General features: G+C 33.7%; 16 protein-coding genes. All 16 read left to right on the forward strand.

Annotated features, from left to right (window positions below):
* Positions 1-39: 39 nt before the first annotated feature.
* Positions 40-1,179, forward strand: coding sequence for a radical SAM family heme chaperone HemW (gene hemW, locus ACYQ39_RS10995; protein ID WP_459843009.1), 1,140 nt, complete (start codon positions 40-42; stop codon positions 1,177-1,179).
* A gap of 121 nt (positions 1,180-1,300) precedes the next feature.
* Entirely contained in the window at positions 1,301-2,344 is a 1,044-nt protein-coding gene (gene hrcA, locus ACYQ39_RS11000; protein ID WP_459843011.1) for a heat-inducible transcriptional repressor HrcA, read from the forward strand.
* A 75-nt stretch (positions 2,345-2,419) separates the two neighbouring features.
* Complete coding sequence (grpE, locus tag ACYQ39_RS11005) at positions 2,420-3,088, forward strand: nucleotide exchange factor GrpE (RefSeq protein WP_459843013.1); 669 nt, start codon at positions 2,420-2,422, stop codon at positions 3,086-3,088.
* A 115-nt stretch (positions 3,089-3,203) separates the two neighbouring features.
* Positions 3,204-5,084: a molecular chaperone DnaK gene (gene dnaK / locus ACYQ39_RS11010; RefSeq protein WP_459843015.1), complete on the forward strand. Its 1,881-nt coding sequence runs from the start codon at positions 3,204-3,206 to the stop codon at positions 5,082-5,084.
* Between the two features lie 228 nt (positions 5,085-5,312).
* Complete coding sequence (gene dnaJ, locus ACYQ39_RS11015) at positions 5,313-6,449, forward strand: molecular chaperone DnaJ (protein ID WP_459843017.1); 1,137 nt, start codon at positions 5,313-5,315, stop codon at positions 6,447-6,449.
* 15 nt (positions 6,450-6,464) lie between these two features.
* Positions 6,465-7,328 (forward strand): 50S ribosomal protein L11 methyltransferase, encoded by an 864-nt coding sequence (prmA, locus tag ACYQ39_RS11020; RefSeq protein ID WP_459843019.1) that lies wholly within the window; start codon positions 6,465-6,467, stop codon positions 7,326-7,328.
* Positions 7,329-7,362: 34 nt separating this feature from the next.
* On the forward strand, positions 7,363-8,106 hold the full coding sequence (locus tag ACYQ39_RS11025; RefSeq protein ID WP_459843021.1) for a 16S rRNA (uracil(1498)-N(3))-methyltransferase: 744 nt from the start codon (positions 7,363-7,365) through the stop codon (positions 8,104-8,106).
* Positions 8,107-8,108: 2 nt separating this feature from the next.
* The gene (gene mtaB / locus ACYQ39_RS11030; protein WP_459843023.1) at positions 8,109-9,410 is read left to right on the forward strand and encodes a tRNA (N(6)-L-threonylcarbamoyladenosine(37)-C(2))-methylthiotransferase MtaB; all 1,302 of its coding nucleotides are present in this window, start codon (positions 8,109-8,111) and stop codon (positions 9,408-9,410) included.
* A 186-nt stretch (positions 9,411-9,596) separates the two neighbouring features.
* Complete coding sequence (locus ACYQ39_RS11035) at positions 9,597-9,941, forward strand: histidine triad nucleotide-binding protein (protein WP_459843025.1); 345 nt, start codon at positions 9,597-9,599, stop codon at positions 9,939-9,941.
* 24 nt (positions 9,942-9,965) lie between these two features.
* Positions 9,966-10,409, forward strand: a complete 444-nt coding sequence (locus tag ACYQ39_RS11040) for a GatB/YqeY domain-containing protein (protein WP_459843027.1) — start codon at positions 9,966-9,968, stop codon at positions 10,407-10,409.
* Positions 10,410-10,536: 127 nt separating this feature from the next.
* Positions 10,537-10,815, forward strand: a complete 279-nt coding sequence (yqfC, locus tag ACYQ39_RS11045; RefSeq protein WP_459843029.1) for a sporulation protein YqfC — start codon at positions 10,537-10,539, stop codon at positions 10,813-10,815.
* 10 nt (positions 10,816-10,825) lie between these two features.
* Positions 10,826-12,073 (forward strand): sporulation protein YqfD, encoded by a 1,248-nt coding sequence (gene yqfD / locus ACYQ39_RS11050; RefSeq protein ID WP_459843031.1) that lies wholly within the window; start codon positions 10,826-10,828, stop codon positions 12,071-12,073.
* On the forward strand, positions 12,057-13,007 hold the full coding sequence (locus ACYQ39_RS11055) for a PhoH family protein (protein ID WP_459843033.1): 951 nt from the start codon (positions 12,057-12,059) through the stop codon (positions 13,005-13,007). The genes yqfD and ACYQ39_RS11055 overlap by 17 nt, the downstream gene beginning before the upstream one ends.
* A gap of 11 nt (positions 13,008-13,018) precedes the next feature.
* Positions 13,019-15,154, forward strand: a complete 2,136-nt coding sequence (locus ACYQ39_RS11060; protein WP_459843035.1) for an HD family phosphohydrolase — start codon at positions 13,019-13,021, stop codon at positions 15,152-15,154.
* Complete coding sequence (gene ybeY / locus ACYQ39_RS11065; protein WP_459843037.1) at positions 15,138-15,572, forward strand: rRNA maturation RNase YbeY; 435 nt, start codon at positions 15,138-15,140, stop codon at positions 15,570-15,572. The genes ACYQ39_RS11060 and ybeY overlap by 17 nt, the downstream gene beginning before the upstream one ends.
* Positions 15,569-16,273 (forward strand): diacylglycerol kinase, encoded by a 705-nt coding sequence (locus tag ACYQ39_RS11070; protein ID WP_459843039.1) that lies wholly within the window; start codon positions 15,569-15,571, stop codon positions 16,271-16,273. The genes ybeY and ACYQ39_RS11070 overlap by 4 nt, the downstream gene beginning before the upstream one ends.
* Positions 16,274-16,297 lie beyond the last annotated feature (24 nt).

Consider the following 16,297-nt stretch of genomic DNA (forward strand, 5'->3'; position numbering starts at 1 on the left):
GCCACTTTATATCAACTATTGATGCAAGGGTGATAATTTATGACTGACTATGGATTATATATTCATATTCCTTTCTGTATAGAGAAGTGCCATTATTGTGATTTTAATTCAGTTTCTATCAAGAATAATAATCTAATAACAGAATTTGCACAGGCTTTAGAAAGGGAAATAGAACTACTAGCTGATAAATACAGTCCTAAGGTTGAGACTATTTTTATTGGTGGAGGTACCCCTACAGTATTATCAGGTTCTACTTTAGCTAAGATCATTACTAAGTGCCAGCAGGAATTATCATGTAGTGATAATTTAGAGCTGACAGTTGAAGCTAATCCTGGTAGCTTAGATAGAGAAAAATTGATCACTTTAAAGAGGGCAGGAGTCAATCGTTTAAGCTTTGGAGTACAGTCTTTTAATGACTACTTTTTAGAACAGTTAGGACGAATTCATACTGTTCAACAGGCCATTGATAATTATTATTTAGCTCGTGAAGTAGGTTTTGATAATATTAACTTAGATTTAATATTTGCCCTACCAGGACAGAGTTTAAGAGATTGGAAGACTACTTTGGATTTAGTCTGTCAATTAAATCCTGATCATCTATCGACTTATAATCTTAAGTTTGAAGAAGGAACACTATACTATCAGTGGTTACAAGAAGGTAAGTTAGAACCAGTTAGTGAAGAACTGGATTTAGAGATGTATCAGTTAACAAAAGAAAAATTAGAAAATCATGGATATCAACAGTATGAAATTTCTAATTTTGCTCAAGATAATAAAAAGTGTTTTCATAATAAAAGATATTGGTTATACCAGCCATATCTGGCAGTTGGTCCAGGAGCCCACTTTTATGATGGAGAAGGTAGAGGATATAATTATAATTCTATTAAAAAGTATTGTCAGCAGATTAAAGAAGGACAGTTACCAGTAGCTAATTATCAAGAGTTGGTTTTAGAGGAGCAGATAGAAGAAAGAATGATGATGGGGTTACGTCTTACTGAAGGTATTTTATTAGCAAACTTTAAGGCTAGATATAATCTATCTGTTTTTGATCTATATAAAGAAAAAATTAGTCGACTCAAAGAGACAGGTTTAATTTCTATTGATAATACAAGCTTGTCTTTAACCACCTCAGGTATGTTAATGGCCAATCAAGTTATATCTGAATTTCTGTTGACTTAAATTTGAACTTATAGTTTTAAATTTTATTTGACAAATTAAAAGGTAAATGATATTTTTATTATAGCAAGTTATTAGCACCCGAAGCTAACGAGTGCTAATACAGAGGGGTGGTGGTTACTAGGTGGAAATTACAGAGCGAAAAAAGAAGATTTTAAAAGCAATTATTAAAGAATACATTACAACAGCTGAACCAGTAGGCTCTCGTAAATTGACAAGAAGATATAATTTTGATGTTAGTTCTGCTACCATTAGAAATGAAATGGCTGATTTAGAAGAGGTAGGTTATTTAGAACAACCTCATCGGTCAGCAGGTAGAATACCATCGGATAAAGGATATAGATTCTATGTTGATACTTTAATGGACTTAGACAAGTTATCTTCTGCTAAAGCTGAATCAATTAGACAGAAATACAAGTCTAAAGAACAGGAGATTCAAGGTTTGATTGAGGAGACTTCACAGTTGTTATCTGATTTGACTCAATATACCTCATTAGCCTCTAGTCCTAAAGTTCAGGAGAGTGTATTGCAATATTTAAAACTGGTTCCAATAGCAGACAAAAAATTACTAATTGTACTAGTGACAGATACTGGAATAGTTAAAGATAAAATAGTAGAGGTCCCATCGACCCTCAGTCAGAATCAATTAGAAGATGTCTCTAGATTTTTAAATCAGCGGTTACACGGTTTACCATTATATAAGATAGATAACAAATTATTAGCAAAGTTAAATCAGGAATTAGTTAGACGTTTAAGTTTAACTACTCGAGAGTTAAAGTTTTTAAAGACAACTAATTTTAGGAATAATCTTTCTTCAGCTGGTAAAATATATTTAGGTGGAACAACTTATATTTTAGATCAACCTGAATTTAGTGATATAGATAAAGTAAAGAATGTACTACAGGTTCTAGAGCATGAGTCAGTTTTAAAGAATATTTTAGGTGATTCTCAATCTAAAACTGGTTTAGAAATTTTAATAGGTAATGAGAATGAATGTGAAGAAATTAAAGATTGTAGTATAGTAATTGCTACTTATCACTTTAATGGTCGACCAGTTGGTAAACTTGGTGTGTTAGGGCCAACTCGGATGAATTATTCTCGAGTGGTTGGTACAGTCAAGTTTATGTCTAACATCTTAAGTAAATATTTAGCTAACCAAGATGATTAATAGATTGAGACTGAGCTAGAGCTTGGTCTCAAATACATAAATATTTTAATAGTAGGAAGCAGGTGATGATTGGTTATGGCAGAAGAAGATACTACAGATCAAGAGCTTGAAGTAGAGGAAGATACAGAAGATTTTACTGAACTGGAGTGTGATAGTGATTTAATCCAGTTAGAAGAGGAAGTTGATGAGCTAAAGGATAAGTTAGCAGATTCAGACTTAGTTAAGGATAAACTTAGTCAACTTAAAGATAGGTTAAATAAAGCTCAAGAAATTGAGAAACAACTAGGAAAGATGGAAGAAGAGTTAGTTACTGAAAAAGAAGAGAAAGAAAAGTATATTAATCGTCTTCAGAGGTTACAAGCTGACTTTTCTAATTATAAAAAAAGGGTAGCCAAGGAAAAGAAACGACTGACTACCCGGACTACTAAAGATTTTGTAGCTGATATGTTACCGATTATCGATAATTTTGAACGAGCTCTAGCTACTTCTCAAGATAGTAAAGAAGTAAATGATGTACTAGAGGGAGTTGAAATGATCCATCGTCAGGTGGTTAATCTACTAGATAAAAATGATGTAGAGGTTATTGAAACTGTAGGAGAGGAATTTGATCCTAATTTACATGAAGCAGTAATGAATGAACCAAGTGATGAATATGATTCTGGTATTATTACTGAAGAGCTGCAGAAAGGCTATAAGTTAGATGATGTAGTAATTAGACCAGCAATGGTTAAAATAGCAGAATAGAGAACAAGGTACAATTTATAATATAAGATTAATGGCTAAAATATATTTAGAATTATTACTTGGAGTTAATTGTTAATCATCAATTATAAATTAATAATAAGGAGGAGAATACATAATGGGTAAAATTATTGGTATTGATTTAGGTACAACAAATTCTTGCGTAGCAGTAATGGAAGGTGGAGAGCCAACTGTTATTCCAAATAGACAGGGAGGTAGAACTACTCCTTCTGTAGTAGCTTATAATGATAATGGAGAGAGACTAGTAGGAGAGCCTGCTAAACGACAGGCAATCAAGAATCCTGAGGAGACAGTACAATCTATTAAACGACATATGGGAGATAGGAATTATACTGTTGAATTAGATGGTGAAGATAGAAAGCCACAGGAAGTTTCTGCAATGATCTTGCAGGAGATTAAAAGTTATGCTGAAGATTATCTAGGAGAAGATGTAGAAGAAGCTGTTATTACAGTTCCAGCTTACTTTACTGATGCTCAGCGGCAAGCTACTAAAGATGCTGGTAAGATTGCTGGTTTAGATGTTAAACGAATCATTAATGAACCGACTGCTGCTTCTTTAGCTTATGGTTTAGATGATGACCAAGAGCAGACAGTATTAGTTTATGACCTTGGTGGAGGTACATTTGATGTTTCTATTCTAGACCTTGGTGGCGGAGTATTTGAAGTAGTTTCTACTAAAGGAGACAATGAACTAGGTGGAGATGACTTTGATGAACAGATTATTAATTACTTAGCAGATGAGTTTGAAAAGAAGCATGGTATTGACTTAAGAGAAGATAGAATGGCTTTACAACGACTAAAAGATGCTGCTGAGGAAGCTAAGATTGAATTATCTGGAGTAGCTACTACTAATGTTAACTTACCATTTATTACTCAGACTGCAGATGGGCCAAAGCACCTTGATATTGACCTGTCTCGTTCTGAATTCGAAGATATGATATCTGAATTAATTGATAGAACTATAGATTCAACTGAGAATGCTTTAGATGACGCAGGTCTATCTAAGTCTGATCTTGACCAAGTATTATTAGTTGGTGGTTCTACTCGTATTCCGGCAGTTCAGGAAGCACTTAAGCAAGAGACAGGTATTGAGCCTAATAAAGGAATCAATCCTGATGAATGTGTAGCACTTGGTGCTGCTATTCAAGGTGGTATTCTAAATGATGAAGTCGATGATGTTGTACTATTAGATGTTACTCCATTATCTTTAGGTATTGAGACATTAGGTGGAGTCTTCACTAAGTTAATTGAGAGAAATACTACTATTCCAACAGAGAAGAGTCGAGTCTTCTCTACTGCTGAAGATAATCAGACAACTGTTGATATCCATGTTTTACAAGGTGAACGAGAGATGGCTAAGGATAATGAAACACTAGGTCGATTCCAGTTGACTGATATTCCTCCAGCGCCACGAGGAGTACCACAGATTGAAGTTACTTTCAAGATTGACAATGATGGTATTGTAAATGTATCTGCTAAGGATAAAGGAACTGGAAAAGAACAAGAGATTACTATTCAATCTGATACTGGATTATCTGATGAAGAGATTGAAGAGATGGTTCAAGAAGCTGAAGAGCATGCTGAAGAGGATAAGAAGAAGAAAGAAGCTATTGAGACAGTAACTGAAGCAGATAGTTTAGTTCGTCAGGTAGATAAGACAATTGAAGAAGCTGGCGAACAGATGGATAGTGGATTAATCAGTGATATTGAAGCTGCTAAAGAAGAATTAGAAGAAGTACTAGAAGATGTTGATATTCATAATATTGATCCAGATGAAGTGGATATTGATACTATTGATGAGAAGAAAGAAACTGTAAGCAGTAAGTTACAAGAAGCAACAACTCAAATGTATCAGCAGGCACAACAAGCTCAGCAAGCTGCTGGTGGAGCAGGAGCTCAAGGAGCTGGAGCTCATGGAGCAGCAGATGACGATGATGATGTAGTAGATGTAGATTATGAAGAGGTTGATGACGAGTAAATTTTGAATAAGGAAGTGAATTACAGGAGTCAAAGCCATAATAGTTGGCTTTGGCTCTCTTTTTATGTTAAGATGTAATGTAGTTTATATCAGTGTACAGTTAACAGTTGATGGTTGACAGTTGTAAATTCAGAATCTAATAATCTTTTGATATATAGGTTTTGATTTTAACTGTAAACTGTAAATTGTACACTATCAACTATTGAAAAAAACAGGTGGTGACTTAAGATGGCAAAAAAAGATTATTATGATATACTAGGTGTTGATCGAGATGCTAGTCAGAAAGAGATTAAGCGGGCTTATCGTAAATTATCTAAGAAGTATCATCCAGATATAAGTGATCATGAAGATGCTGAAGAGAAGTTCAAAGAAGTTACAGAAGCTTATGAAGTTTTAAGTGATGAGGAGCAGAAGGCTAGATATGATCGTTATGGTCATGCAGGAGTCAATCAAGATGCTGGTTTTGGCGGTCAAGGTCAAGCCGGAGGTTTTGGTGGTGGTAACTTTGGTGGCTTTGATGATATCTTTGATATCTTCTTTGGTGAAGGAGGACGTGGTCGTGGTCGACGCAGAAATGGTCCTCGTAAAGGAGCCGATTTAAAGTATAGAATGAGTGTCAGTTTTGAAGAAGCAGCCTTTGGGGCAGAAAAGGAGATTACTATTCCTCGAACTGAAGAGTGTGAAGTCTGTGATGGTACAGGGGCTGCTTCACCTGAGGATGTCGAAACCTGTGCTAAATGTAATGGTGCAGGAGAGATTAAATATAAGCAGAATACACCATTTGGTCAAATGGTACAGTCTAAGACTTGCGATCGTTGTGGAGGTACAGGTCAATTTGCAACTGATCCTTGCTCTGAATGTAATGGTGAAGGTAAGGTTAAGAGAAAGAGAAAAGTATCTGTTAATATTCCAGCTGGAGTAAAAGATGGTTCTAAGTTAAGAATTAGAGGTGAAGGTCAAGCTGGTGAAAATGGTGGACCAGCAGGTGACCTATATGTTGTAGTTCAAGTTGAGTCACATGAGATCTTTGAACGCCAAGGCAATGATGTTATCTGTGAGGTGCCAATTAATTTTGTGCAAGCTACTTTAGGAGATGAGATTAAAGTACCGACTTTAGATGGTAAAGTCCAATTTAAGATACCTGAAGGTACTCAACCTGGTACTTCCTTTAGATTAAAAGATAAAGGAATTCCTTATATTAATCGGAAAGGTCGTGGTGACCAAAGAATTAAGGTTAAGGTAGTTATTCCAGAGAAATTAGACCAAGAGCAGAAAGAAATGTTAGAGAAGTTTTCTGAAATTAGTGGAGAAGAGATTAATCCAGAACATAAAGGTTTTTGGCAAAAAATAAAAGATTTATTCTAAAAGTAGGTGAGATAAATGTCTTGGAAAGAGATAGAGATTAGTACAACTTATCAAGCTTATCCTGCTATTAGTAGCTTATTAAAAGAAGAGGAAGTAGCAGGTATATCTAAAGAAGATTTAACAGATAGTAAAGATGAGATAATGATTAAAGCTTATATTGAAGAAGATATTGATTTAGAAAGGTTAAGGAATAATATTTCTACTTTAGAAGAGTATGATTTAGAAGTTGGTAGTGGTAAATTAGAAGTTAGAGAAGTCATTAAAGAAGACTGGTCTTCTAAATGGAAAGAGAATTTTAAACCACTACAGATTACAGATAGAATTGTTATTAAGCCTACTTGGGAAGAATATCAGTCAGCTCCAGAAGATATTATAATCGAGATAGATCCAGGTCAAGCCTTTGGGACAGGACATCATGAAACAACAGAGAGTTGTTTGCAGTTACTTGAAGAATATCTAACCCAAGATACTAGTCTATTGGATATTGGTACTGGCACAGGTATTTTATCTATTGCTGCTGCTAAACTAGGGGCAGAAGATATTTTTGCTTTAGATATTGATCCTGTAGCTATTGAAGCAGCAAAAGAGAATGCTAACTTAAACGTAGTAGCAGAAGAGATAGATTTTGTAACAGGTGACTTAGTTGAAGTGGTAGAGAAAGGCTATGATTTAGTAATAGCTAATCTACTGCCACATATTATCTTAGATTTAATTCCTGATTTGGCCCAAGTAATAGAAGATAATAGTTACTTTATGTTATCAGGAATTATTGTAGAGAAAGAAGAAAAAGTAAAGGATAAGTTGAAGGAATATAACTTTAAGGTTGTAGAGCGAGTTCAACAAGGTGAGTGGGTTACACTTGTTGGACAAAATAGTTGATAATTTTCAATTGTTTTAGTTAGGAGTGAGTAAGGTGAATCATTTTTTTGTTACACCAGATGATATTAGAGGGGATCAAGTTTTAATTACTGGTTCTGATGTAGGACATATTACTCGTTCCCTACGCTTAAGAGCAGGTGATGAAATTACTGTAGCTGATGGTCAAGGAGATAAATACTTAGTTGAGTTAGTCCATAGTTCTGATGAAGTAGTAGAGGGCCAAATTAAAGAAGAATTAGCTCAATTAGTAGAATCAGAAGTAGAGATTACTTTAGTCCATGGTCTGCCTAAACGTAAAAAGAAGATGGATTTGATTGTAGAAAAATGTACCGAGTTAGGTGTAGACAGAATTATTCCTGCTTTAACTAAGAGAACTGTAGTTAAGTTAACAGATAAAAAAGCTAAGAAGCGACAGGATCGGTGGCAGAAAGTAGCTTTAGCAGCAGCTAAGCAGTCACGACGAGCTAAAATTCCTACTGTAGAGGAAGTAATCGATTCTTCAGATGTTTCTTCTTTGCTAGCTGACTATGATTTAGCTTTAATTCCTTGGGAAGATGAGGATACAAGAGGAATTAAAGAGATGCTACAAGAAGAGAAACCGAAAAGAGTAATTATCTTTGTTGGCCCTGAAGGTGGATTTAGCTCAGAAGAGGTTAGCAAGGTAAAAGAGGCTGGAATGAAGCCTGTTAGCCTTGGCCCTCGTATCTTACGTTCAGAGACAGCAGGAATTACTGCAGTAGCTTTGGCTCAATATGAGATAGGAGATTTAGGAGGTTAATTATGAAACGGGTTGCTTTTTATACACTAGGTTGTAAGGTCAATCGTTATGATACAGAAGCCATGATGGCCCAATTTGAAGATGAAGATTATGAGATAGTTGATTTTGAGGAAGAGGCAGATATTTATATCATAAATACTTGTACTGTAACCCATCAGGGAGCTAGAAAGTCACGTAAGATAACCAGACGGGCCAAGCGACGTAATCCAGATGCTTTACTAGCAGTGGTAGGCTGTTATCCACAGGTAGAACCAGAGAAGGTACTAGAGAGTGCTGAGATTGACTTAGTAGTGGGGACAGCAGGTAGAAGTAAGATTGTTGAGTTTGTAGAGCAGGCAGCTAAAGCTGATAAGCCACTTAATTTTGTTCAGCCCGTTGAAGAAGAAGAGGTCTTTGAAGAGATTAAGCTAGAAGACTTTAAAGGCCGTACTCGAGCTTCAATTAAGATTCAGGAAGGTTGTGACCAATTCTGCTCTTATTGTATCATTCCTTATGCTCGTGGTGGATTGCGAAGTCGAGAATTAGAAGATGTTTTAGCTGAGGCAGAGAAGTTGGCCCAGCATGGATTTAAAGAAATTGTCTTGACAGGAATTCATTTAGGAGAATATGGTAAGGATAAAGATGACCTTAGCTTAGAAAAGTTACTTAAAGAGTTGATTTTAGTTGAAGATATTGAGCGAATTAGATTAAGTTCAATTGAAGGAACAGAAGTAAGCAATGATTTAATTGATTTGATTGCTGAATCAGATAAGTTATGTCGCCATCTACATTTACCATTACAGAGCGGTTCAGATAAGATATTAGAAAGTATGAATCGACCTTATGATAGTAGTGAGTTTGAAGAAATGGTAGCTAAGATTAGAGATAGAATACCTAAAATTGCTATTACTACAGATGTAATTGTTGGTTTTCCTGGTTCTAGTCAAGAAGACTTTGAAATTACTTATGAGTTGGTTAAAAAGCTTGAATTTAGTGATATTCATGTCTTTAAGTATTCAAAACGAGAAGGAACTCCAGCTGCTGAATTTTCTAATCAGGTTCATTCTAAAGTTAAGAAAGATCGAAGTAAGCAGTTGAGAGAGATGGCTGATGAACTTGCTTATGATTATCAACAGAACTTCACTGGACAGAAGATGAAAGTCTTATTAGAAGAAGAACGTGACTATCAGACTGGGTTATTAACTGGTTTTACAGATAATTATTTACGAGTTTTAGTTGATGGTCCTGATAAATTAGCAGGGGAATTAGTTGAGGTAAAATTAATGGAAAAAGAAGGAAAGCTAGTAGGTAAGTTAGAAGATTAATAATAATGATATAAAGTCGATTATCAATTTTGTATCAAATTGACAATTGGCAATGTAGAATTTACAATTAAAAATCCAAAGCTTATAAATACTATAATCAATCTAAAAGTCAAATAATTATGTAGTTTTAAAAAATATTTATTTAATATATATTACATTGTCAATTTAAATGGGGGAGGTGAAATGATGGATGATTGTCTCTTTTGTAAGATAGTAGCAGGTGAAGTTGATAGTGATATTGTTTGTGAAGACGAAGAAGTAATTGCCTTTAAAGATATCAATCCTCAAGCCCCTGTCCACATATTAATTGTACCTAAAAAACATATTTCTACTCTGCTTGACTTAGAAGAAGAGGATAATGAGCTAGTAGGACATATTTATCAAGTAGCTAATCAATTAGCTGAAGATATGGAAATAGCCCATGATGGATTTAGAGTAGTCAGCAACTGCAATCAAGCTGGGGGACAGACTGTCTTCCATATTCATTATCATTTATTGGGCGGTCGTAATTTACAGTGGCCACCAGGGTAAAAATATCTTAAGGAGGAAGTTTTTATGTCTATTCAAGATAAATTATTAGAAGATATGAAAGATGCAATGAAGAGTAAGGAGAAGAAGAAACTAGCTGTCATTAGAATGGCTAGAGCTGAGATCAAAGATGCTGAAATTAATGAACGTAAAGATTTATCAGATGATGAAATAATTGAGGTTCTAGCTAAGTTGGTCAAGCAGACTAAAGAATCTTTAGCTGAATTTGAAAAAGCTGGAGATGAAGATCGAGTTGCAGAGGCTAAGCAGGAAATTGAGATTTTACAGGAATACTTACCAGAACAGTTAAGTGAAGAAGAGATTGTTGATATAGTTGAAGAAACCGTTACTGATTTAGGTGCTCAAGATATGAGCGATATGGGCCAAGTAATGGGAGCTATTATGCCTAAGGTAAAAGGTAGAGCTGATGGAAATGTAGTAAATAAATTAGTAAGAAAGAAGTTGCAGTAATTAGATATGTTGGTCTGGCAGAGATGTCAGGCTTTTTTCTTTTTTGTAATTAATAATTTTCTTCTTACATAATATTTAAAGACAGAGAATTTAAAATCTTCTCTGTAGAACTTAAGGAGGAGTTTAGATGAGGAGGCAGGAAAAAATAAAAGCTAAACTGGCCGAGTTATTCGACCTTCCTCAAGACGTATTGCTAAATCTACCTATGATTTCTATTGTAGGTAATTTAAATTTGAGAGTAGAGAACCATCAAGGAATTATTAAGTATACACCTGAATCAGTTAAAATCAGAGTTTATCATGGTCAGATATTAATTACTGGTGAAGATTTAGTTATTGATCAAATGAAGGAAGAGGGGGTTATTATAACTGGTAGAATCACTGATATAAGCTTTGATTTGTTGTAAGGAGGATACTATGTTTCAAAAGTTATATGATTTCTGTAGAGGCTATGTACAACTTAAAGTAAGTGGTAGACGGTATACTAAATTAATTAATGATTGGATGCGACAAGGAATTGAATTATGGAATATTATTCGGATAGATGATACTATTTATGTAAATATTAATGTCAAGGATTTTAAAAAAGTTAGGAAAAGTGTTCGAAATACAGATTGTAAAGTAGAAATTTATCAAAAAAGAGGCCTGCCTTTTTGGATTAATAAATTAATCAGACGTAGAGTTCTAGCTATTGGTATTTTATTTATCATACTGGCTGTTTATACTCTATCACATTTTGTATTATTTATTGAAATAAAAGGGGTAGAAAATCTAGATAAGAGTGAAATCAACTCTATTCTTAAAAAGGTTAAAATACGACCAGGTGTCTTGAAATCAAAGATTCCTACTGATAAATTGTCTGAGTTAATTGTAGAAAGTAAACGACAGGTATCTTGGGCCAATGTTTATTTTCAGGGTACTAAGTTGATAGTTGAAGTAGTAGAAAAGGAATTGATTGATACAACAATAGAGCCTGCTGACATTGTAGCTCACAAGCCAGGAATAATTAGTGAGATAATAGTACTAAAAGGAAGTCCTCAGGTTAAAGAAGGAATGACAGTCAGCACAGGAGATACCTTAATTAGTAGTAAAGTAAAAGTTAAGAAACAAGTTAGTGAGACAACTAAAAATGAGACAGAAGAGGAAGATAAAGGAGTTAAGATAGATACTAAAGAGGTTAAAGCAGAAGGAATAGTTAAGGCTAAGGTCTGGTATGAAGGTTATGGAGAAGCTAAATTAACTCGATATTATCAACAACCAACAGATAATATAAAGACTAGTTTAGCAGTTCGAATTAATAAACAAGAGTTTATACTTACAGGGCCTAAAAAGCCCCCCTATTCTAATTTCAGAGTTGAAAAAGAGGTAAAATCTCTGCCCCAATGGAGGAATCATCAGTTGCCTATAGAAATAGTTATAAGAAAATATATTCAGATAAAAGAGTTTAAAGAGCAAAGAAGTTTAGTAGAGGCTAAGCAAGTAGCTAAAGAAAAGGCTATTGATCGTATCTTGCAAGGGGTAGAAAAAAAGGCTATAATATTAAATAGTAAATTAAAATTAATTAAGGTAGATAATGAAGATAAGTTAATTAGAGTGAAAGCTTTAGTGGAAGTTGAAGAAGAAATTGGAACTAGGAGGGAAGAAATACTTGGCACAGATAACTAAGGAGTTAGAATTAAGTACTAACTACTCTACAATGAGTATTTTTGGTAACCAAGATCAAAATCTAGAAATGATCGAAGATAATTTTACAGTAGAAATTATTGGACGAGGTAATTTAGTCAAGATAAATGGAGAAGAAGATAGCGTTGAACAGGTAATAAATCTATTCCAAGAATTAGATCAGATAGTACAGAGTAAAGGCGATTTAACTGCTCAGGAATTAGAATATGCTATTGAATTAGCTAAAGAAGATAGTTTTTCTTTAGATGAGATATATTCTGATATAATTCAAGTGACCAGTTCTGGTCAAAAGATTAGACCTAAGACTTTAGGGCAGAAGGTTTATATTGATGCTATTCGAGGTAATGATATTGTATTTGGTGTTGGCCCGGCCGGAACTGGAAAGACTTTTTTAGCAGTAGTAATGGCAGTTAATGCTTTAATGAGTGATCAAGTAAAGCGAATTATATTAACTCGACCAGCTATTGAAGCAGGAGAAAATTTAGGATTTTTACCAGGTGATTTACAAGAAAAGGTAGATCCCTATTTGCGACCAGTTTATGATTCTTTGTATGATGTATTAGGAACTAAAAAAGTAGATGAACTATTAGAGAGAAAGGTCATAGAGATTGCCCCTTTGGCTTATATGAGAGGAAGAACACTAAAGAATTCATTTGTAATTCTAGATGAAGCTCAAAATACTACTAAAGAACAGATGAGAATGTTTTTAACAAGATTGGGGCGTGACTCTCAGGCAGTAATTAATGGTGATATAACTCAGATTGACTTACCAAGAAGAAAGAGTTCTGGGTTAGTAGAGGCAGAACAACTTTTAAAGAAGATAGTAGGAATTAATTTTGTTTATTTAACTAATCGAGATGTAGTTAGACATCCTTTAGTCAGGGAGATTATTGCTGCCTATGAAGATATTAAGTAGGAGTGAATAGTATGAATTTGTGGTCACAGTTTAAAGAAAAAATTGATATAAGTAGATTTGATTTTTATCAAAATAAGAAATTTCAACAGGTAGCTGGTAGTATACTGGTAGTTGTAGCATTGGTCTTATTAGTAACAATTGATTTTTTACCTGATAAAGTCGATTTAAAAGTGGGACAAGTCACTCAAAATGATATTGAGGCTCCTAAAACAGTTAATTATATTGATGAAAAAAGAACTCAAAAGTTAAAAGAAGAAGCTGCAGATTCAGTATCTAAAGTCTATGAAGAAGATATAACAGTTTCTCCGACTATTAGAAGAGAAGTTAATCAGTTCTTCAACCTTCTTAGAGACTTTAGGAGGCAAAAAAGAGAGTTAGGAACTAGGGTTAATGAACTTAAGAGGAAAAGCCAATTAAAATTGACAGACCAGGATTATATGTATTTATTACAGCTGAAACCAGAAAGGCTTACTAAATTAAAAGAAGATATTATGATGTTTTTAGAGAAGTATTTGAATAGAGGAGTTAAGAGTGACTATTTAGCTCAAGTCAGAGAACAATTAGAAACAGAAGCAGCTAAATTAGATCAGTCTAAACAGTATATAGATTTAGTTAAGAAACTTACCCAACAGTTTATTGAGCCTAACTTGATTCTTGATTTAGAAGCTACTCAAAAGAGAAGGGAGAAGGCTAAAGAACAGGTTAAGCCAGTTAAGAGAACAATTCATAAAGGTGAGATTATTATTCGTCATGGTAAAGTACTGACTGAAGAGGATATGAAAAAATTAGAAATTCTAGGTTTACAAGATCCCAAAATAAATTATTTAAATATTATAGGTTATCTTTTAATTGTGCTAATTATTTCGGCTATGACTATTATTTATATTCGTCAATATCATTCCTATATATTAGATGATATGGGAAAGTTGGCTCTATTAGGTCTATTGCCGATTATTATATTATTATTAGCTAAGATTGTAAATTATTTACCTATCACTTATCCTTCTTTTGTTGTTCCGATAGCTGCAGTTTCGATTCTAATAGCTATCTTGATAGATAGTAATTTATCTATTATATTTACTATTGTCTTGTCCTTTTTGGTAGCAATAGTCAGTGACAAGAGTATGGCTGATATAGTAGTAGCAGTAGTTAGTGGTTTAAGTGGGATTTATAGTGTTACTAAACTCAGTCAAAGGTCGGATTTAGTAAGGGCAGGTTTTATTGTTGGAGGAGCTAGTTCAGTTACTATCTTTGCTTTTTTATTAACTAAGCCTGTTTTTGAAGTAGTCACTTTTTTAAAAATAGTGCCTTTGGGTATACTAAATGGAGTAATAGTAGCAGTTATCACAAATGGTTTATTGCCTTATGTAGAGAATATTTTCGGTATTACTTCTCCAGTTAAATTACTGGAGCTTTCTAATCCTAACCACCCATTATTAAAGAGGCTATTAGTGGAAGCTCCCGGTACCTATCATCATAGTATTATAGTAGGTAATTTAGCTGAAGCGGCTGCTGATAAAGTAGGAGCTGACTCTTTATTGGCCCGAGTAGGTGCTTATTATCATGATATAGGTAAGATAAAAAGGTCTTACTTCTTTACTGAAAATCAAATTGGAGATGAGAATCCACATGATAAGTTGTCACCTAATCTAAGTACTTTAATTATTACTTCTCATGTTAAAGATGGAGTAGATATGGCCCAAGAATATAAATTACCACAGATACTAATTGATATTATTAAAGAGCATCATGGTACTAGTTTAGTATCTTACTTTTATCAAGAGGCAGCTTATGATGATAAATATGAAAATGTAGATGAAAGCGAATTTAGATATCCTGGGCCAAAACCCCAAACTAAAGAAGCAGCATTGGTAATGTTATCAGATATGGTTGAAGCAGCAGTTAGATCTAATGTAGCAGTCCAGAGTAATCCAGATAGACTAGAGAAATTTGTTAATGACTTAATTAAGAAGAAACTAAATAGTGAACAATTAGATGAATCGGATTTAACATTGAAAGATTTAGATAAGATAAGTGCTGCATTTGTTAATATCCTAAAAGGTATTTTTCATAATCGAATTGAATATCCTGATAATATTGAACAACAATTTAAGGAGGGAGCGAAATCAAATGGCAGTTCTAATTAATGATACACAGCTTGACTATGAACTAGACCAAGCGGTAGTTGATATAATTAATAGAGTTGTTAATCAAGTACTAGAGTTAGAGGCTGGCCAGGAAAAAGAAGTAAGTATTGCTATTGTTGATAATAAGTATATTCAGCAATTAAATGAAGAGTTTAGGAATAAAGATGAGTCGACTGATGTATTATCTTTTCCTCAAGATGATGAAAATTTATTAGGAGATATTATCATCTCTTTAGAGACTGCAGAGCAACAAGCAGAGGAATATAATCATTCCTTAGCTCGAGAGGTTGGTTTTTTAACTGTCCATGGTATGTTACACCTTTTAGATTATAACCATAAAAAAGATTCAGAACGAAAAATAATGCGTCAAAAAGAAGAAGAAATTTTAGGAGATTTAGGTTTAACTAGAGAAGAATGAGACTAATAAATAAGCTGATTCAGAGTTTTAATTATGCTGTAGCCGGTATTGTTAAAGTCTTAAAACAAGAACGAAATATGAAGATTCATTTTATGATAGCTATTATTGTTTTGTTAGCTAGTCTTTTATTTAATATTTCTAAAGTAGAGCTAGTAGTCTTATTTTTAGCCATTACTTTAGTTATCTTTGCTGAAATGATTAATACAGCCCTTGAATCTTTAAGTGATTTGATTAGCAGTCAATATCATCCTCAGATCAAAGTGGTTAAAGATATTGCTGCAGGGGCTGTACTAATTACAGCTTTAAATGCAATTGTTATAGGTTATATAATTTTTTTTAATGAGTTAAGACCATTGACTCTGATTTTATTGCAGCGAGTTCAAAGAACCCCTATGCATTTAACTTTTATTTCTCTAATAGTAGTTATGTTAGTAGTAATTTTTGTTAAATCTTACTTTAAATCAGGTACTTTTCTACAGGGTGGAATGCCTAGCGGTCATACAGCTATAGCTTTCTGTATAGTCTTAATTATTTCAATATTAATTGACAATGCTTTAGTAATCAGTTTAGTCTTATTATTAGCTTTATTAGTAGCGCAGAGTAGAATTGAAGGAAGGATTCATAGCTTTTGGGAAGTAGTTTTAGGGGCAGTAGTTGGTATTTTAGTAGGTTTATTAATCTTCCAATTACTATGCTTATAAACTACTAGGGGATTGTTGAATTCT

The organism is Halanaerocella petrolearia, assembly GCF_054657875.1.

What these genes read in the sequence shown, in the direction of transcription:
- hemW (WP_459843009.1), top strand. Translation starts at nt 40, where the DNA reads ATGACTGACTATGGATTATATATTCATATTCCTTTCTGTATAGAGAAG.
- grpE (WP_459843013.1), top strand. Translation starts at nt 2,420, where the DNA reads ATGGCAGAAGAAGATACTACAGATCAAGAGCTTGAAGTAGAGGAAGAT.
- dnaK (WP_459843015.1), top strand. Translation starts at nt 3,204, where the DNA reads ATGGGTAAAATTATTGGTATTGATTTAGGTACAACAAATTCTTGCGTA.
- dnaJ (WP_459843017.1), top strand. Translation starts at nt 5,313, where the DNA reads ATGGCAAAAAAAGATTATTATGATATACTAGGTGTTGATCGAGATGCT.
- prmA (WP_459843019.1), top strand. Translation starts at nt 6,465, where the DNA reads ATGTCTTGGAAAGAGATAGAGATTAGTACAACTTATCAAGCTTATCCT.
- mtaB (WP_459843023.1), top strand. Translation starts at nt 8,109, where the DNA reads ATGAAACGGGTTGCTTTTTATACACTAGGTTGTAAGGTCAATCGTTAT.
- ACYQ39_RS11035 (WP_459843025.1), top strand. Translation starts at nt 9,597, where the DNA reads ATGGATGATTGTCTCTTTTGTAAGATAGTAGCAGGTGAAGTTGATAGT.
- ACYQ39_RS11040 (WP_459843027.1), top strand. Translation starts at nt 9,966, where the DNA reads ATGTCTATTCAAGATAAATTATTAGAAGATATGAAAGATGCAATGAAG.
- yqfC (WP_459843029.1), top strand. Translation starts at nt 10,537, where the DNA reads ATGAGGAGGCAGGAAAAAATAAAAGCTAAACTGGCCGAGTTATTCGAC.
- yqfD (WP_459843031.1), top strand. Translation starts at nt 10,826, where the DNA reads ATGTTTCAAAAGTTATATGATTTCTGTAGAGGCTATGTACAACTTAAA.
- ACYQ39_RS11060 (WP_459843035.1), top strand. Translation starts at nt 13,019, where the DNA reads ATGAATTTGTGGTCACAGTTTAAAGAAAAAATTGATATAAGTAGATTT.
- ybeY (WP_459843037.1), top strand. Translation starts at nt 15,138, where the DNA reads ATGGCAGTTCTAATTAATGATACACAGCTTGACTATGAACTAGACCAA.
- ACYQ39_RS11070 (WP_459843039.1), top strand. Translation starts at nt 15,569, where the DNA reads ATGAGACTAATAAATAAGCTGATTCAGAGTTTTAATTATGCTGTAGCC.